Annotated in this window: 14 protein-coding genes, 1 pseudogene and 1 other annotated feature; of the genes and pseudogenes, 4 read left to right on the top strand and 11 right to left on the bottom strand. The window is 47.7% G+C overall.

Annotated elements, in window-relative coordinates; translation table 11 throughout:
- Nucleotides 1-3: 3 nt before the first annotated feature.
- From CZ502_RS03825 to CZ502_RS10965, 5 genes and pseudogenes are all read right to left on the bottom strand, one after another.
- A pseudogene (locus tag CZ502_RS03825) lies at nucleotides 4-1339 on the bottom strand (MATE family efflux transporter).
- 149 nt (nucleotides 1340-1488) lie between these two features.
- Entirely contained in the window at nucleotides 1489-2253 is a 765-nt protein-coding gene (locus CZ502_RS03820; protein ID WP_076459775.1) for an ABC transporter ATP-binding protein, read from the bottom strand.
- The gene (locus tag CZ502_RS03815; protein WP_076459774.1) at nucleotides 2246-3145 is read right to left on the bottom strand and encodes an ABC transporter permease; all 900 of its coding nucleotides are present in this window, start codon (nucleotides 3143-3145) and stop codon (nucleotides 2246-2248) included. Before CZ502_RS03815 ends, CZ502_RS03820 begins: the two co-directional genes overlap by 8 nt.
- Complete coding sequence (trpX, locus tag CZ502_RS03810; protein ID WP_076459773.1) at nucleotides 3142-4134, bottom strand: tryptophan ABC transporter substrate-binding protein; 993 nt, start codon at nucleotides 4132-4134, stop codon at nucleotides 3142-3144. The genes CZ502_RS03815 and trpX overlap by 4 nt, the downstream gene beginning before the upstream one ends.
- Before the next feature lie 359 nt (nucleotides 4135-4493).
- Nucleotides 4494-5516 (bottom strand): C40 family peptidase, encoded by a 1023-nt coding sequence (locus CZ502_RS10965; RefSeq protein ID WP_076460570.1) that lies wholly within the window; start codon nucleotides 5514-5516, stop codon nucleotides 4494-4496.
- Between the two features lie 228 nt (nucleotides 5517-5744).
- Between CZ502_RS10965 and CZ502_RS03800 the strand changes: the two genes are divergently transcribed.
- The 3 genes from CZ502_RS03800 (at nucleotide 5745) to CZ502_RS03790 (ending at nucleotide 8801) form a co-directional block, all read left to right on the top strand.
- Nucleotides 5745-7289, top strand: coding sequence for an ABC-F family ATP-binding cassette domain-containing protein (locus tag CZ502_RS03800; protein WP_076459772.1), 1545 nt, complete (start codon nucleotides 5745-5747; stop codon nucleotides 7287-7289).
- Between the two features lie 42 nt (nucleotides 7290-7331).
- Nucleotides 7332-8111, top strand: coding sequence for a putative ABC transporter permease (locus CZ502_RS03795; RefSeq protein ID WP_076459771.1), 780 nt, complete (start codon nucleotides 7332-7334; stop codon nucleotides 8109-8111).
- Nucleotides 8112-8270: 159 nt separating this feature from the next.
- Nucleotides 8271-8801 (top strand): glycoside hydrolase family 73 protein, encoded by a 531-nt coding sequence (locus tag CZ502_RS03790; protein WP_438267731.1) that lies wholly within the window; start codon nucleotides 8271-8273, stop codon nucleotides 8799-8801.
- Nucleotides 8802-8876: 75 nt separating this feature from the next.
- On the opposite strand, the gene CZ502_RS03785 is transcribed toward CZ502_RS03790, so the two are convergent.
- The 3 genes from CZ502_RS03785 to CZ502_RS03775 all read right to left on the bottom strand — a co-directional run bounded on the left by CZ502_RS03785 (nucleotide 8877) and on the right by CZ502_RS03775 (nucleotide 12762).
- Nucleotides 8877-9656, bottom strand: coding sequence for a biotin--[acetyl-CoA-carboxylase] ligase (locus tag CZ502_RS03785; protein WP_076459769.1), 780 nt, complete (start codon nucleotides 9654-9656; stop codon nucleotides 8877-8879).
- 103 nt (nucleotides 9657-9759) lie between these two features.
- Nucleotides 9760-11145 carry a branched-chain amino acid transport system II carrier protein gene (brnQ, locus tag CZ502_RS03780; protein ID WP_076459768.1) on the bottom strand — a complete coding sequence of 462 codons (1386 nt, stop codon included), beginning with the start codon at nucleotides 11143-11145 and terminating at the stop codon, nucleotides 9760-9762.
- A 54-nt stretch (nucleotides 11146-11199) separates the two neighbouring features.
- Nucleotides 11200-11445, bottom strand: a binding site (T-box leader).
- Nucleotides 11446-11508: 63 nt separating this feature from the next.
- The gene (locus CZ502_RS03775; RefSeq protein WP_076459767.1) at nucleotides 11509-12762 is read right to left on the bottom strand and encodes a DUF2325 domain-containing protein; all 1254 of its coding nucleotides are present in this window, start codon (nucleotides 12760-12762) and stop codon (nucleotides 11509-11511) included.
- Nucleotides 12763-12878: 116 nt separating this feature from the next.
- Here CZ502_RS03775 and CZ502_RS03770 point away from each other — a divergent pair, with 116 nt between their 5' ends.
- The gene (locus CZ502_RS03770; RefSeq protein WP_076459766.1) at nucleotides 12879-13961 is read left to right on the top strand and encodes a DHHA1 domain-containing protein; all 1083 of its coding nucleotides are present in this window, start codon (nucleotides 12879-12881) and stop codon (nucleotides 13959-13961) included.
- An 82-nt stretch (nucleotides 13962-14043) separates the two neighbouring features.
- Here CZ502_RS03770 and CZ502_RS03765 read toward each other — a convergent pair whose 3' ends face one another.
- The 3 genes from CZ502_RS03765 to CZ502_RS03755 form a co-directional block, all read right to left on the bottom strand.
- The gene (locus CZ502_RS03765; RefSeq protein ID WP_076459765.1) at nucleotides 14044-14691 is read right to left on the bottom strand and encodes an HAD family hydrolase; all 648 of its coding nucleotides are present in this window, start codon (nucleotides 14689-14691) and stop codon (nucleotides 14044-14046) included.
- Nucleotides 14692-14876: 185 nt separating this feature from the next.
- Nucleotides 14877-17537, bottom strand: a complete 2661-nt coding sequence (locus CZ502_RS03760; protein WP_076459764.1) for an HAD-IC family P-type ATPase — start codon at nucleotides 17535-17537, stop codon at nucleotides 14877-14879.
- 262 nt (nucleotides 17538-17799) lie between these two features.
- A complete protein-coding gene (locus CZ502_RS03755) occupies nucleotides 17800-18711 on the bottom strand; it encodes a proline-specific peptidase family protein (RefSeq protein WP_076459763.1) in 912 nt (303 codons plus the stop codon).
- Nucleotides 18712-18746: the final 35 nt, after the last annotated feature.

The raw sequence follows: 18746 nt of genomic DNA, 5'->3' as shown, positions 1-18746 counted from the left end.
TCTTTAATGATTATTATTTTTAAAATGCGGCCGGTAGAAGTGGTAAAAGATGAGAGCAAGGATAAAGGTCAAGACATCGGCCAGCGCTTGGGCAGCCAGGATCCCGGTGTAGCCAAAGAGCTTGGTCAGAATGGTGATCGCAATGCCAAAGATAAGCCCTTGCCGGCAGAATGATAGCCAGAATGCCGGATTAGCCTTCCCCATTGACTGGAACATGGTGGTAAAGACCAGGACGGTTCCGGCGAGGGTGGTGGAAACTGACAACCAGCGCAACATCATTGCCCCTTCACTAACAATTTGTGGATCATTCATGAAGAAACGGATAACGTGCGGGGCGAAAATAAAGAGGAGGACCGTCAGGACGATTGCGAGGCTAGCGACAACCTGGATGTCAAACTTGACGACCTTGTTAAAACGGGCTTCATCTTTTGCACCATAGACATAACCAATTAATGGTTGCGCCCCGAAAGCAAAACCGACCATCACCATGTTGATAATCATGTTTGCCTTGAGGGCAATTCCCATTGCGGCGACACTATCAGCTCCGTAGGCAATTAAGAAGCGGTTCGTCATTGCCATCGCAAAGGTCGCCATGATGTTGGTGATGGAAGCGGGAATCCCGATGGCGTAGATTTCCAGTTGGAGTTTCCGACTAATCTTGGTTTCATGGATGGACGTCGATAGTTTTTTACTTTTTACCCGTAAGAAATAGATCATCAAGATATCACCGATAACGTTGCTAGTCACCGTTGCTAGGGCGGAACCAGCAGCTCCCAGGCCGCAGGTGAAGATGAAGATCGGGTTTAAGACAATGTTAATCCCGGTCCCCACCATGCTAGCAATCATCGACTGGAGGGCGAGTCCTTCCGTTCGTAAGATGTTCGTCGGTGAGAGGCCGAAGATTACGAAGGCTGCCCCCCCAGGCCATGACAAGGTAGTATTCGCGGGCGTATTTCCAGGTTGCTGGGGAGGCACCGAGCATGTGCAGGATCGGGGTCTGGAAGACGACCATAATGATGGTTACGAGGATCCCGCAGATGATGGGGGCGTAAAAACAATAGCCACTGACAAACCGGGCTAGTTTATCCTTCCGTTCACCAAAGAGTCGGGAAATAACGGAACTTCCACCGAGGCCAAAGATATCGCCAATCGCAATCATCAGGGTGAAAATCGGGGCACCTTGTGAAACCCCAGCAACTAGGTTCGGGTTACCAGTTTTGGCAACGAAAAAAGTGTCGACCATGTTATAAACTAAGGTAACTGCCATGCTCAAGACTACTGGCATTGCCAGGGTAAAGTAGGCACGCTTGATTGAAGTATGTTCAAATAATTCGTTCATTTTGATTCTTCCTTATAACAAACTGATAATTATTTTACGCCAAATTAGTGTGGAGCGCTAAGGGGTAATTCTTAAGTGCCGTAAAAAAGCAAAGCCGGAGAAGTAACCATTTTTTCCGGCTTTGCTTTTTAATTGATATATTGACAACGCTAATCTTCAAAGTATTGGTAAAGTTTTTTGACCGTTAGCTGCTGCTTTTCTGCACCGCGGAAGTCTGCTTTGATTTGCCCGTCTTTAAGGACAATTAGGCGGTTACCGTAAGTCAAGGCATCTTCTAAGTGGTGGGTGATCATTAATGCAGTAAGATGGTCCTTGGTAATCCGCTCGTTAGTGGCGTGGAGGAGGTTGAAACTGGTGTGAGGGTCCAGAGCGGCAGTGTGTTCATCAAGCAGCAGGACATCTGGCCGCTTTAGTGTTGCCATTAAGAAACTTAATGCTTGTCGTTGCCCGCCGGAGAGGGCCCCGGTGGCGGTGGTCATCCGGTTTTCTAAACCATTATTCATTGTGGCGGCAAGGGTTGTAAAACGGTCCATGTTGGGTTTTAACTTGCGGGGGATGAGGTAACGGTGTTCACCCCGTTTTGTTGCCAGCAGCATATTTTCCGCAACGGTCATCCGGGGAGCGGTTCCTAATTTAGGATCCTGAAAGACCCGGGCGAGGAAGGCTGTCCGCTGTTCTTCGGTGGTCCGGGTGATGTCCTTGCCGTCGTGGAGAATTTTTCCTTCGTCAGCCCGGAGGTTGCCACCGATGACGTTGAAGAGGGTGGACTTTCCGGCCCCGTTTGTCCCCACAATAGTAATGAAGTCACCGGCGTTAATTTTAAGGTTAATCCCCTTGAGAATCATGGTTTCATTTGAAGTTCCTTTATTAACAATGGTTTTAACATCTTGTAATTCTAAGATTGGCTTAGTCATGTGGCTGGACCCCCTTTAAGATTGGCTTTTTGAGGTGAACGTGTTCTTCTAGTTGCGGCAACATCATGCAGATAGCGAGGACGACTGATGAAATCAAGTTGAGGTCGTTTGCGGAGAAACCGAGTTGGAGAACGGCGAGTAAGATGATCCGGTAGATAATACTTCCGAGAGTGACCGCGACTAGCCGTTGGTTTAAGGTTAACTCCCCAAAGGCCACTTCCCCGATAATGATTGAGGCGAGGGCGATCACGATGGTCCCAATCCCCATGTTAATGTCGGCATAACCATTGTTTTGGGCAATTAAAGCACCGCAAAGGCCAACCATCCCGTTGGAAACCATCAGTCCGACGATTACCATTGTATCAGTGTGAATTCCCAGGGACTTCGCCATCGTGGGGTTGTCACCCGTGGCAATAAAAGCTTGACCGTAGTCGGTAGCTAAGAAGAATACCAGGAGGACGGTGACGATTGCAATAACGGCGACCCCTAAGAAGACACTGTCGAAGTACTGGGGGAGACTTTGCATAAAGTCACCACTAAAGAGTGTCTTTTGGCCGAGGAGGGACACGTTTGACTTCCCCATGATCCGGAGGTTGACTGAATATGCGGCGGTCATCGTCAGGATTCCGGCAAGCAGGCTCGGAATCTTTCCCTTGGTATAGAGGAGCCCGGTGATCAGGCCGGCGAGCATCCCTGCCCCGATGGCCAATAGTGTCGCCCCGAAGGGATTAACGCCGTGGGTGATTGCGGCGACAGCAGTGGCAGCTCCCAGGGGGAAGGTTCCTTCAACGGTCATATCCGCAAAGTCTAAGATCCTAAATGTCAGGTAAAGGCCGAGCCCAAGTAGTGCCCATAATAATCCTTGCCCGATTGATGATACGATTAGACTCATTTGTAAACCTCTCCTTTCGTGGTGGCTGCTTTTTCAAATTGTGGGGGGATGTTTAAGTTCAGCTTTTGTGCTTGCTTTAGGTTTAAGACCGGTGTCCCGTGCTTGATGTATTCGATTGGCATATTCGCTGGTTTCTTGCCCTTGAGCACCTGGACGGTCATCTTGGCGCCTTGCACCCCTAGTTCGCGTTGGTTAACACTGTACGTGGCAACCCCGCCCTGCTTAACCATTGTATCGGTAGCGGGGAAGACCGGTTTGTTTGCGGCATTCGCGTTTTTGACCAGGGTCTGCATGGCACCAGCAATTGTATTGTCGGTAGGGACGATTACGGCGTCTACTTGACTAAGCATCTGTTCGGATACCTGGTTTAAGTCGTTGCTGTTGGCGATTGAGTAAGACTTGAGGTTGATCCCCATCTTCTTACATTCCTGCTTAATTTGGTGGAAACCAGCGACTGCTGAGGCATCACTAGATGTGTAGATTACCCCCAGGGTCTTCATCTTCGGCAGGAATTGCTTAATCAAGCCTAGTTGTTCGTGAATTGGCGCTTGGTCGGAAATCCCAGTGATGTTTGCTCCGGGATGTTGGTTATTTTTAACCAGGCCGGCACTCTTCGGATCAGTAACGGCCCCAAGGACAATTGGGGTCTTCGTGGTTGAATTGGCTAGTGCTTGGGCCGCCGGGGTGGTGATTCCAAATAAGACAGTGGAATTGTCATCGACGAGCTTTGAAGCCATTGTCTTCAGGTTACTTTGGTCACCATTCGCGTTTTGGTACTCAATCTTAATGTTTTTCCCGTCGTGATAACCTTCGCGGGCTAACTCATCGACATAGCCCTTATAAATCTCGTCGAGGGCGGGGTGGTGCATTAAGGTTAGCACCCCGACGGTCGGAACTTTTTGCCTTTGTGTGAAGCCGTTATTTTCCCTGAAAAATGCAAAGCAGAGAAAGGCGACTAGGATCGCAATTAGACCATACATTCTCTTCATAATAAACTCACCTCATTTGAATAATGATACAAAAAAACGAGCGCCCACATGGGACCCTCGTTTTTGACAAAGCAAAATAAAAAGTCCGCATGTGGATCCATGCGGACTGAAAATGAATACCAAACTCAGCCGGCACAGATGCAATCTGTCTATCCAGGTCGCATCCATGACGGAACAACCCAGTCTACCGGCTTTGCCAACGAATATTAACGTTAATGCTTTGGTAATTCATAATCTTTACTCCTCGTGTTTGATTGTCATTAGTATAGCGAATGTTATATCTAGTGTCAACTGGATTATTAAAATTTAATAAGAAAAGGCAACGGCGATTCAGCCGTTGCCTTTTAGCAGGACATATCCTAGTTCATGCTAATGTAGAAGCTAGGAGTGTAGTACTTAATGTTTCCTTGTTGAACATTTTGTCCTGGTGCTGGTGCTTGAACGTATTGCCCATTACCTTCTGCGATTGCAACGTGGTAAGGAGCACTGTCAGGGCCCCAGAAGTAGAGGTCACCACTTTGGGCGTTTTGAACGTCGTACTTGTGGGCACCGAGGTTAGTTTGTTGGTAAGTAGTCCGGTAGTTTGAGCCTAGGCCGTATGAGTATTGAACTAAGCCAGAGCAGTCAAAACCACTTGGGGTGTTACCGCCCCAAACGTAAGGGACACCAACCATTGATTGGGCAGTAGCGACAGCTGAAGCAGTTGAGCCGTTACCTTGACCGGCAGCAGCTTGCGTTGCAGGGGTTGCTGAAACGGCAGCGGTGCTTTGCACAGTGGTAGCACTTGCTGGGGTAGCACTGTTAGCAGTAGAAGCTGCAGTGGCAGTGGTACTTGGGGTAGCAGCTAATGTAATCTTAGCGTTGGCGTAGCCACTGTTTTGGTTAGTGTTGACGTTGTAAGCAACTGCGCTTACTTGCGCAGTGGTGCTTTGGTTTGCAGCACTAGACTGGGCAACAGTGTTGTCAGTAGTGGCAACAGTTTGTGGTTGTGCTTGGTCAGCAATGTTGTATGCGTTGGTTTGGGAAACTGCAGATGCAGAAGTAGCCGCCGCAATCGTTGTTGCTTGGTTTGGGGTTGTTGTTTGTTCTGCTACTTGGCTGGCAGTAGTGTTGTCAGTTGCCGTTGGGACAGCAACACTGGCAGCAGCTGAAGCAGTACTGATGGCAGACGTTGGGATAACTAATTGTTGACCAACGTAGATCAAGTTAGGGTCAGCTAATTGGTTAGTAGTGGAGATGGAATCAATTGTCGTTGAGTATTGTTGGGCAAAATTCCAAACGGTATCTCCAGATTGAACTTGCACTTGGGTGTCAGCACTAGCGGTGTTGGTAACAGCAAGGGCACCAGCAGCACCTAGCGCGGCAGCGAGAACTTTTGACATAACTTTCTTCTTAGCGATAATCATTCACTCCTGATTTTATAATTCTAGTATTTATCAATAAATGCAACTCAGTGCATTATCTACTATATGATGATATTGTGAAGAAGATGTGAAAAATACCTTAAACTGCTCAATGTTACACAATTGTAATAAATTGAAGGCGGTGCCAAAAGTGTGATAGTATGGACACCAGTTTTAATTCGTAACAAATAGTAAGGAGAGAGATAGATGGCAGTACTAGATGTTGAAGGCCTGACGATGAGCTATGCGGATAAAAAGCTCTACGAAGATGCTAGCTTTCAACTAGAAAAGCACGAGCACATGGGGATCGTTGGCCAAAATGGGGCAGGAAAGAGTACCCTGATTAAAATTTTAATTGGCAAGGTGCTACCGGTCGAAGGGAGTGTCAAATGGCAAAAGGGGGCCAAGATTGGCTACCTTGACCAGTATGTTGATATTCCAAAGGGGATGACCTTGATTGAGTTCCTGCACACTGCGTTTACTGACCTTTACCAGCTTAATGATCAGATGAACCAGCTCTACGCCGACTATGCGGAAAAGATGGACGATGAGTTGCTGGCAAAAGCGGGAAGAATCCAGGAAACGCTTGATGCACATAACTTCTACGAGATCGAGACCGAAGTAGAACGGGTAATGAACGGGCTAGGATTGGCTGATATCGGCAAGGACCACGTTGTCTCCGAAATGAGTGGGGGACAACGTTCGAAAATTATCCTCGCCAAGATGCTGCTGGAAAAGCCAGACGTAATCTTGCTTGATGAACCGACAAACTACCTTGATACCGCCCACATTGAATGGCTGATTGAGTACTTAAATGACTTTGCTGGGGCGGCAATGATTATTTCCCACGACTATGACTTCTTGGAACAGGTAACCAACACTATCTGTGACGTATCGTTTGGTAAAATCACCAAGTACCGGGGAAGTTTCCAGCAGGCGATGCGGCAAAAAGAAGAACGAAAAGAGGCCCAGGAGCGGGAATACGAAAAGCAACAGGTAGTAATTGAAAAGGCCCAGCGGTTCATCCGTAAGAACAAGGCCGGGTCAAAGTCAACGATGGCGAAGTCCCGGGAGAAGATGCTTGCGCGGATGAAAAAGATTGACCCACCAGAGGACAACTTAAAAGCAACCTTCCACTTCCCGTATGAAAATACCGGGTCGGCGAATGCCTTGCGGGTTGAAAAATTATCTGTTGGGTATGGAAAGCGGCCGTTGCTTGCCCCAGTTACTTTTTCAATGACGATGGGGGAGAAACTCCTCTTCACTGGTTTTAACGGGGTGGGGAAGTCAACATTGATCAAGTCAATCTTGAAGAAGATTCCGTCACTTGGTGGGACCTCCTCCTTTTCCCCGTCAGCGAAGATCAACTACTTCGACCAGGACCTCGAGTGGGATGACCCAACTTTGACGCCCCTGCAGACGATTCAAAATCTGTTCCCGACGATGCAACCGAAGACGATCCGGACTAAATTAGCGCGGGCAGGAATCAACGCCGCCAACACAATGAAGGAGATGAACCTCCTGTCTGGTGGTGAGCAGACCAAGGTTAAGCTGGCAATCCTGGAGCTAACACCATGCAACTTCTTAATCATGGACGAGCCAACCAACCACCTTGACGACGAGACGAAAGAGGGACTCAAGAAGGCCCTGCAGGAATTTCCGGGCAACTTGATCCTGGTTAGCCACGAGCAGAGTTTCTACCGCGGCTGGCTTGATAAGGTTTTGAATGTCGAAAAGCTTAGTTTGAAATAATAAAGACAGTTATGAGACAATGGTTTCAAAGGAGGGACTCACGTGGCCTATTCACTTTCAGAAATCATTGTCTTATTTTTTACATATTCGTTTATTGGCTGGCTTTGGGAGACGTTTTACTGCTCAATTAAGGACCACCAGTTGGCATACCGGGGCTTTTTGTTTGGCCCTTATTGTCCGGTGTATGGTTTTGCGGTGACGACAATCCTGATCACCACCCAGCCGGTTCAGCATAATCTGTTGTTATTATTTATCGTTGGCTTTATTGTCGCCTCGATTTTCGAGTACGTGGCAAGTTTGTTTTTAGAAAAGACCTTCCACATGAAACTATGGGATTATTCACACCTCAAGGGTAATATCCAGGGACGGGTCGCCCCGGCAATTTCCCTTTTTTGGGGGATTGGGGTTGTCTTATTGGTCCGCTTTATCCAGCCATTTGTGCAGCGCATAATCAACTGGGAAGAGGGGCTTACCCACGGCATGTTGGCCCTGATCATTTTCGTGGTGATGGGGACAGACACAGTCTTAACAATTATTAGTGTAGAAAAGTTCCACACAACTACCCAGCAATGGGATGAACGGGTGGCGGCCTACCGGCGAAAGCTCCGGCAACGGTTCGAACAAGCACTTCCAGAAGAAAAGCCAGAGTTGCGTTACCACCTGGAAAACTGGCACCGGTCTTTTGTTGCCCGCTTAGATAAGCAGCTTGACCAGCGGCGGCTGAGCTGGAACCAACGGCGGCTGATGAAGAGCTTCCCGAAGATGAAAATGATTGATAGTAAGTACTTTGATGAATTTAAGAAAGACCTGCTAAACAAGTAATTATGAAACTTTTGTGAACCGCGGTCGTGATCCTCGCTTTCTAAAGATTATCTGGTTATAATTAGCGACGATATTGCTAAAGAAGGATTGATAGTTTTGCAAAAAGAAAACCGTGTGATTGCTATAAGTGTGCTTGCATTCTTAATTGTTTTGTTTGGGATGGTGGCATTAGTGATTCACGAATCACCCCAGGTCAAGACTACTCGGGAAACGCACCCGAAGGATATAACAGTCACTCAATTTATTAAGACGATTGCGCCAGCAGCCCAGCAGGAACAGCGGCGTTATCATATTCCTGCTAGTATTACGATTGCGCAGGCGGGAACGGAATCAAACTGGGGCCGCAGCAAGCTTGCTTATAAGTACAATAACTTGTTTGGAATTAAGGCAACGAAGGACGATCCCAAGGTCCGGATGTACACGACCGAGTATATTAACGGGAAAAAGAAGTATGTTAAGCAGGACTTTGCCAGCTATTACCGCTGGGCAGACTCCATTGATGCACATACCAAGTTAATCGTAAACGGAACTGCTGATAACCACCACCGCTTTAGAGGGGTTCAGACAAATGATTACCAAACAGCAGCAAATGAGTTGCAGAAAAATGGCTATGCGACTGACCCTAATTATGCGAATGAGTTGATTTATGCAATTAAGAAATTTAACTTAACCCAGTATGATGTGAAATAACCGGTAAATATTTCCCGGGGAATAAAAAGAGTAGGCGACGTTGAAAAAGAATGTCGCCTACTCTTTTTTAGCTATTTATATCTCAACCTTTGTCACTTCACCGCTAGCAAAGCTGTGCAGGTGGCCAGCTTGGTCTTCGAGAACCAGCTGCCCGTAAGAATCAATCGCGGTTGCCTTACCACTGATTAACTGCTGACCACAGTGAATAGTGATCTTTTTTCCTAATACAAGTGAACGTTGGCGGTATTCTGGCAGGAAAGTTCCTGATTGGTAATGTGGCAGAAAAGTTGCTGCTGCATTTAATATTGCCGCTAGTAGGTGGTTACGGTTGATGGCTCTTTGGGGGTCCATCGCCTGTGCTTTATTTATAAGTCCTGTAGGGAAAGTGGCGGTTGCGAGGTTGATCCCCACACCAATGATTCCCACAAACTGGTCTTCCACCTTTTTAAGTTCGGTAATAATTCCACAGACTTTTTTACCATCGAGGTAAATATCATTGACCCACTTGTACGCGAGATTGCTTTGGGGGTAAAAGTCCGTTAAGGCGGTACCCACAACAACGGTCATCCCGGTTGTTAGTAAACCAATGTTTTGGGGGAATGTTCCCGTTGAGAGGGGAAAGACCAGGGAAAAGTAAAGACCGGTATTGGCAGGTGAAAAGAAGTGCCGCCCCTGCTGCCCATAGCCCGCAGTTTGCGCGTTAGCAGCGACGGCGAAGGGAGTTGAAAGGCCGGCCTGCAAGAGTTCTTTCGCCCGCGTTTGGGTCGAGGTGATTGAATCGTAGACAATGACGCTACCAGAATAAGTAGTGGTTAATTGGGTAATTTCATGTTGATCAAGTTGCGAAGTTTTCATAATAGCTCCAATATTAAAACAGATAAAAAGAAGCTGCAACAGTAAAAGGGTTAGCCGGGGACAAATACTGGCTAACCCTTTTACTCATCATAATACTAGGCGCTTATTTTGCTTCGCTTTGCATGTTAGTAGCGGTTACTTGTTGTCGCCGGTACCAGTGGACTAATAATCCGACGCCGAGGCCGACTAGCGCTGGAACTAGCCAGGAAAGGCCCATGCTTGCAAGGGGAAGGGCAGCCCGCCAACCGGCAACGGCCAGGCCCAAACTACTGTGGCTTACGACTGCCGGGAAGGCAACGACCATGTCACCTAATGCTGGCATGACAGTGAAGAGAACGACGAAGAAGTAGACAACCCCGTCACGGTTAAATAGCGGTGAGCTAACGGATAAGAGGATAAGGACCATTGCGAGGGGGTAAAGGAACATCAACATTGGGGTTGACCAGGCGATGATGGTATCCAAACCAAAATTAGCGGTGAGAAATGATGCTAAGCATGAGAGGCCTAGCCAGGTATGGTAGGAAACTTTCGGGAAGTGCTTGTGAAAATCCTGGGCAAAAGCAGCAACTAGTCCGACAGCGGTGGTTAGACAAGTAACAGTTAATAAGAATGCTAAGACAACCTGGCCAAAGGCACCGGCATAGGCATTAACTAACTGGTTAAACGCAACCCCACCGTCAGGAGAAACCTTGAAACGCCCCAGAGACATTGCTCCAAGAAGGATCAAAAGTAAGTAGATGAAAGCAACAGCACTCATTGACAGGAGCCCGGCCTTCGCAACGACTTTGGAAACAGCCTTTGCGGATCGTTGCCCCATTGAGCGAATGGCGGTCACTACTGTTACCCCGAATGCTAAGCCGGCCAGGGCATCCATTGTGTTATAGCCTTCGAGAAAACCGTTAGTCAAAGCGCCATGGACATAGGCGCTGGTAGTCGGAGCGGTTGCCGGGTTACCAAGTGGTTTTGCAAAAGCAACGACAAATACTAGGAATAAGAGTGCTAAAAAGACAGGATTAAGAACCTTCCCGATGTTTGCAAGAATATTATTTTCCCGGTAGGAGAAGAAGAAGGCCGCGGTAAAGAATAAGGCGGAAAATAAGAGCAGGGCCAGTGAGTGGTATTGCTTATCAACGAAGGGCGCCAGGCCAACGGTAAAGGAGACCGTCGCTGTCCGTGGCGTACCAAAGAGTGGGCCGATGGTGGCGTGAATTAGGACCATGAAGACCAGGGCAAAACCAACACCGAGGGGGCGACCGATATCAAAGACTCCCTCTGCCCGGGTAACAGCGACGGCAAGGACAGACAGGAGGGGAAGTAATACCCCGGTGATAAGAAAACCGCTTGCGGCCATTCCCCAGTGACTCCCGGCAAGTTGACCCAGGTGAAGGGGGAAAATAAGGTTACCGGCACCGAAAAATAGGCCGAACAATAGGGATGCAACAACTAAGTAATTTTTAAATGTTAACTTGCGTGATGTTAAATCTGGCATGTTATTCCTCCAAACTGATCCCAACAAAAAAGTCCCTTAGCCAAACCAAGTTGGCTAAGGGACGCTGAGCGTGGTACCACCCTATCTTTGCACTGCTATTACTAGCAATACCTCACACGTACGGCCGTTAACCGGCGATACGCTGACACGATAATGGGTGTTACCACTAAGGCTTACTGGAAAACTTAAGCTTTAGACTCGAAAGTGATTTTCACTTAAAGGGTTAGGCTGTCTCCTCACACCATTACGAGACTCGCTGAAGCTTTCCTTTAACTTACTCTTCTTTCTCATTGCGATCGAATAATTAAATTGTTGTTAATTATTCTAATCTAATTTTAATAAATGTCAACAACAATTTTCAAATTACTTTGAAGTTACGATTTTTTCACTACTTTCCGCATAGGCGGGATCACCGTTTAATGCCCGGGCAACTGCGCGTTCAACCCCCATGTTGGAGGTCACATTAGCGATTGCTAACGGCTTTTCATACCGCTTAGCATGGTGGTTGGCGAGCTGGCTAATCCGGTGGTGAATGGCATCGATGCAGACAATTACGAAGTCGGCGTCACGAATTTCCCGTTTTAACTTGCTGCTTGAAACCTTTTCTTCGGCAGAAGCATCAAGCCCGTGGAAAATCCCGTGGTGTTTGTCGATGACTGGTTTAAGTCCCTTGACCTTATCACGGACACCAGTGATAACAAGCACTGTCCGCTGGTGAAGGTCATAGTCTAACTTCTTTTCGTAGTCATGGCGGGGATGGCTGACCTTCTTGACCACCTTAACCTTCTTGGGCTGCTTGGTGGTGTCGTAGTCTTGCTTCTCGTGGATCCACCGGATGGCACCATCCTTAGCATCAGCCAGGCCGTTTCCCTTGTCATAGTAAGCAAAGTCGACAACCATTCCTGCTTTAAGGTTGCGGCCAGGGTACTTGAATGGGTCGACGACAACTGTATTGGCGGAATTTTCATCAATGATTGAGTTCCCCTTTAGGGTGCTGCTGATTTGGAGAACGTCAGAGCCGGGTACTTGCTTCAATCCCCCATACTCGATAACGTTAATCTTGGTTGGTTCATATGCCAGGAGGTGGTCACCAGTGACCCGGCGGATAGCTGGCAAACCGCGGACTTTTTGCTCGCGGTCTAGCTCAACAATATCGCCATCTTCAATTGGAAAGTGCAGGGCGTGGAGGACTGCTTCTGGGTAGTAGCGGTGGTTTATTTCTGCACCGCTGAGCTTACGGTGAACGAGGTAGCGGTCATCAGCAGCGAGCCGTTCTTCTTCACTGATTTCTTTAGGCGCTTCTGGCGCTGTATTAACCGCTGACGCGGGGGTCGCAACGGGGGCCTTTACTGGCTTTTCGGTAGGACCAGTTAACAGCGACTTTAACACTTTCCGTGCCTTCGTTGGCATCTCTTGCTGGTTACCTGAAAACGCGGGACGGGTTTGCCGTTGGATAAACCGGGGAGCAGGTTCCGCGTCACTTTTGGCACCATCATAGTGGTTTAAAATATTGAGGATGATGGTGAGACTACGTTGGGTTTGCTTTAAACTTGTTGGATCTGCTGCTGTGTTTTCAAGCAGTTCGATTAATTCTTGACGATAATCGTAAATTTGCATGATCATTTCTCCTTTGTAAACTACTGGTATCAATGATAGCAGTTACCGGCGATTCTGTCAGTTAATACGAATGTAGGGTATAATATGAGCAGACTAAAAATTGTGAGGGGATCAAAATGGCAAAGCGGTTAATTAAATTATTTTCCCATAACGACTTAGACGGGTTCGGGGCCCCACTATTATTAAAGACGGTTCAACCGGTAATGTTTCCAGATGTTGAATTTGACATGACAAATTGTGGCGCTGGTCGGATTGACGAAGAACTGGGCCAGTGGATGCAAAGTGCCGAGGTTGGCCGGTTCACCGACGTGTACATCATGGACATGACGCCTGATAGCGATTATTCGTTTAAACAGTTAAATGATAAATTTGCTAACCACTGGCTGGTATTTGACCACCACGAAAGTGAAGCGGAACTACGGCAAAAGTATGCTGCCAACAGCATCGGCCCTGCTGACGAGAAGATAAATCCAAGCGCGACTAGTTTGGTATGGGACTGGCTTACCGGGCAGCCCCACTTTAATGAACTTGCTGAACAGCGGCGGCGCGAGTTGGCATACTTGGTTGAGCTGATTCGGGCATATGATACCTGGGACTGGCAAAACGATCCTGACATGGCAGAACAAGAGCGGATCGATGCAGATGACTTCGACCAGCTTTTCTGGTTTTACCCCCTTCAGGATTCAGAAGAATTTGTCCAAAATGTTTTTGCAACCAGCTGGCAAGAGTACCAAGCCGCAAACCGCCTGTTAATCAGGACCCTTAATGAACGGCGGGCAAAGTATTTAAAGAGTCACCTAAAGGATGTGCTAGTAACGACACTCGCTGGCCACAAGTTTGGCATCGTGTATGCGAGTGATTATAAGTCAGAGATTGCTCACGAGCTATTAGAACAGAACCCAGAAGTTGATGCGGCGCTGGTTATCAGCCCGGTGAGTGTATCGCTCCGGAGTAACGGCAAGCTAGACGTTGCCAAATTTGCCGAAAAGTACTTTAACGGCGGTGGGCATGCAGATGCTGCTGGTGGTCGCTTGACGGTCAACCCGATTGAAGTCGGGGAACAGGCAGTTGCCGACGAATTGAAGCAAACCATTGAGAACCAGCAAAGTGAACAAAAAAAGGACGAGAGTACCCTGGCGGATAGTCTCGACCCTGAAGTAGCAGCAAAGATGGCCGCTTTGTTTGGCAAGAAGGATTAACATCCTCGCAGCTAGGCGATTAGACCGTAATATATTTAAAATGAATAACGAGGCCGGAAGTTAGCTCGGCCTCGTTGCTATTTTAAATCTTCAATAAATCACTTGGCTTCTCCAGTGGGAAGTCAGCGTCGGCAATGCTTTCTGGCTTAGCTGAACCATAGAGGGCCCCAGCAAATTTGACGCCGGCAGCATGGGCAGCCTTCAAGTCGTTAATGGTGTCACCAACGTACACGGTTGTTGCCGGATCGGCTCCCATTCGCTCCATCGCAGCGAGAATTGGGTCCGGAGCAGGCTTGTGCTTTTCGGTATCAGCGGAAGTGATGGCAACGTTAAAGAGCTTGGCGAAGTCATACTTATTGACAAAGTACTTATCAAATTCTTCGGGAATCTTAGAAGTTGCAATGGCAATTTCCGCACCATCCCGGTCAGCGAGTGCCTGTAACATTTCCGGTATCCCGTCAATGACCTTGGTCCGGTCAGCCCGTTCGTAAGCGAGCTTAAACCAGTCGTCACGCATCGCCGGAATTTTTTCTTCAGGGATTCCCGCAAGCCGCAGTGCATCGACCCCGGTAATTCCAAAGAGGTCGTGTTTCGTCTGTTCGACTTTATCAGGGGCCACGGGGTAGCCATACTTGTCGAGAATTTCGATCATTGCCGGCATATACATGTCGAGGGTATCAATTAGGGTGCCGTCAATATCGAAAATGAAGTTATTAATTTGGTGTGCCATTTTGTTGCTCATTCCTTTAGTTTAATTATGTCTATCTAATTGTATACCATTTCTGGTAGATTGTCCGTTTACAATTCAGCCGATTCGCGAATAAAAAGCCCCCTAGCGGCGAACGAAGATCAGCTAACTGGTTAGGTTTAACCACGCGCTGTCCTTGCTTAGCCATTAGGGGATTTTTTGTTTAATTAGTTATTTTTCCGAAAACGAATAAACTTGTCTGCTTCTGCACAGAGGAAGATTAAACAGGAGAAGACGACAACTAACAACCATTCGCCAAGGCTAATTCCAGTAACGTGGAAGGCAACCTGCATGAATGGGGTATAGGTGAGGATCAGTTGGAAGACTACCATTAAGGCAATCACTCCCCACGCTTTTGTGCCAATCGTTTTGATTTCTGGAAGACCGTACTGGGCAGTCCGAATACTGAAGAAGTAGAAGGCCTTACTAATGACGATCGTGTTAACCATCATCGTTGTGGCGTTAACAACGTCAGCACCGGCATTAATGAACCATTCATAACCGATCAAGGCGAAAATTGCCATTAAGGCTGATACGTAGCCCATTTGAATCAGGTCATGCTTACCCATCAACCGTTGGGTGACTGGGCGTGGCTTCCGGTCCATAATCCCGTCTTCTGCCTTTTCAAAGACGAAGGCAAACTGGATGGTAATGGCCGCAATTAAGTTGATCCAGAGCAACTGTGCAGGTTGAAGGGGTACTTGTTGGCCGGTTAAAATGGAGAAGGCAACAACTAATCCTTCGGCAAAGGAAGTCGGCAACAGGAAGAGGATACTCTTTTTAATGTTGTCATAAATCCGCCGCCCTTCCTTAATGACAGCGGCCATCGTTGCAAAATTATCATTACCAAGGATCATATCAGCAGCGTCCTTGGCGACGTCAGTTCCCTTGATCCCCATCGAAATTCCGATATCTGCTTTCTTAAGGGCAGGGGCATCGTTGACCCCGTCACCGACCATCGCGGTAATCTTTTGCTGCTTTTGCAGGGCATCAACGATTTCTAGCTTGTTTTGTGGAGTTGTCCGGGCAAAGACCTGGGTATTTAGGGCAACTGTTTCTCGTTCCTTATCGGACAGCTTGTCCCATTCAGCACCCGTAATGGCGTGGATCGGACCATCAGTCAAGCCAAGTTGCTTACCAATTGCGCGCGCAGTCTGCGGATCGTCCCCGGTAATCATCTTAACGGCAACCCCGGCCCGGTTCATTTGCTTTAGGGCAACGATTACTTCTTCCCGTGGAGCATCCTGGAGGGCGGCTAGCCCAAGTAAATGGATCCCTTGGTAAAGGTGGTCATGTTCGACTTCCGTTAACGTTTGCCCCTCAACTGGCTGGTAACCGACCGCGATGACCCGCTTCCCAGCACTTGACCATTCGTCAACCCGTTTTTGCCACTTAGCGGTGTCAAACTGCGGATCTTCCTTAGCGGCCATTTCAAATAGCTTGTCTGGCGAACCCTTAACAAAGATGACTTGCTGGTCACTGTCTGGTGCTTGGGTCAGCTTTGCAATATAGCGGTAGTCAGAGTCAAATGGCAGGAGGTCAATTGACTTGTACTTGGACTGGTAGTTAGCCCCAAATGCCTTATGGTAAAGGGTTAAAAACGCCCCGTCAGTCGGTTCACCGTTGATGTGCCAGGTTCCACCTTCATCGGTTAACACGGTATCGTTGGCTTGAAAACCGGCTTCAAGAAAGAGCTTTACCTTCTCGGTTAACGCTGCCGGCTTGTTATTAAGAAGGATTTCACCAGTCGGCGCATAACCGGTCCCGGTAACATCGTAATGGTCGTCACCAATCCACATTTCGATGGTCGACATTTCGTTGCGGGTCAGCGTCCCGGTCTTATCGGTTGCAATTACGTCGACTGAACCGAGGGTTTCCACGGCGGGCATTGATTTGATAATTGTCTGGTGCTCCTTGGCCATCTTACTGATCCCGAAGGCTAAAATTACAGAGGTGATAGCTGGTAAACCTTCAGGAATGGCCCCCACAAGCATTGCTACGACGGCGAGGGCGAGGGCTGGCAAGGAGTAAATCTTCAGGAGAAAACCGACAACGAAGACAATTATGGAAGCGACAATTGTAATGTAGGAAACAACTTTTCCGACATGGTCGATTTCCTTGGTTAATGGCGTCTTCTTTGGCTTGATCTGGGCTACTTCAGTTGAGATCTTACCAATTTCCGTATCTTCGGCAGTGGCAACAACAACCCCGAGACCACTACCACTTGTTACGGAAGTAGAGGCGTAGGCCATGTCAACCCGGTCGGCCAGCGGGACGTCACTATCAGTGATTGCTTCGTCGGTCTTAATCACAGAATTGGTCTCCCCGGTGAGGGCCGATTCTTCAATCCGCAGGTTGTCAGCGGAGACAATCCGGAGGTCGGCGGGAACGTTATCCCCGGCTTCGAGGAAGACAACGTCACCGCAAACAAGGTCAGCCGCATCAATGTCTTGCCGCTTACCATCACGGTAGACCGTTGCGTGTTGGGCCATCATTTCCTTAATCTTAGCAAGGGCATTGGCTGCACTTGATTCTTGGAAGTAGCCAATTAAAGAGTTAAGGAAAACAACGGCCCCAATCACGATGGCATCGGTGTAGTGACCAATTAAGATTGTCAGTAAGGTAGCAACAAGCAGGATATAGATGACGATGTTGTTAAACTGGCGGAGAAACATTTTCCACTTCGGCGTCGGCTTAACTTCAATCATGTTTGGCCCGTCTTGTTGCAGGCGAGTTTGTGCATCGCTTTCACTTAACCCGTGCGTAAAATCAGTTAAGTGGTACTCCTGTTTTACTTCAGTAGAAGTCAGTTGGTATTTTTCTTTCATTTAGTTCCCCTTTAAATATTTTCTTGTAAGGTACTTGATTCGAAGGGTTCCCAAACCCTCTGAATAACAACGTTAGTGAAACCAGATTATGTTTTTGCTTTGACCATTCCTTCGTATATTTCGTATAAATATCGTACCATAATTCACTTTCTTTTTAGCAATACTTATCCATCTTTTAAAATCTTGTTCATAAATAATTCATGAAATAAAAAGGGGGGACGGAAGTCGTTTGTAACTTCGTTATCCCACCCCTTGTGGTGATTTACTTGTTGAATGTGCCGTTTTCAACTTCACGGATAAAGTCAGCGAGGTGCTTGTAATATACGGCGGGGTTGTCAACCATGTGGTGGTGACCACCATTTGGCGTAGTAACAAGCTTTGCGTTTGGAATAAGACTAGCCATTATCTTTGCTGTTTCAACCGGCATTGACTCGTGTTCACCGAATGTCAAGAGGGTTGGCACCTTGATGTTCTTTAATTGGTCACGGAAATGCCAATCCTTAAGCTTACCAGTAATGACGAATTCGTTGTCTCCCTGGAAGGCATTGTAGACTGCGTCACCGCCGAGATCCTTCAGGTGGTACAGCTTGGAAGGCTGTTTCCGGTCAATATATTGCTCGTTCATTACTTGAACGTATTCTTGATACTTCGGGTTGGAGTAGTCATTTTTCGTCTCACATTCTTTCATGAAGGCAACAGCTTCTGGCGAAAGGGTCTTATCACGCAAAGCATTGACGTGCTCAACATACTCATCAATCTCGTCAACCATTGACGAAATGATCGCCCCTTTTAGGTGTTGCCCGTACTTAACTGCGTATTCTTGGACGAGGAGACCGCCCCAGCTTTGCCCAATTAAGTAGATGTTATCAAGGCCTAGCTTTTGCCGTACTTCATCGACTTCATCAAGGAAGTATTCATAAGTGAGGTACTTCTTGGCAATCGCGGGGTCAGAATAATCTGGTTGGTCGGAATAAAGCGACCCCAGTTGGTCATACATGGTAACCTGGACGTTTAGTCCCTGCTTTTTCAACTGCTCAGCAGCGTCTTCCCAGTATTCGTGGTTACCACCGGGACCCCCGTGGAGGGCAAGCAGGTGGATGTCACCTTCACCTTGCGTGTTAGTCCATAGGTGATAGCCGTTATCAAGGGTAATGATCTTTGTTCCTTGCTTCATTCTCATCTCTCCTTTAGACATATAACTTATATTTT

It is taken from the genome of Limosilactobacillus caccae, assembly GCF_900156885.1.
GTDB lineage: Bacteria > Bacillota > Bacilli > Lactobacillales > Lactobacillaceae > Limosilactobacillus > Limosilactobacillus caccae.
Note: the sequence above shows the minus strand (reverse complement) of the source record. Positions and strands in the feature narration are given on the sequence as shown.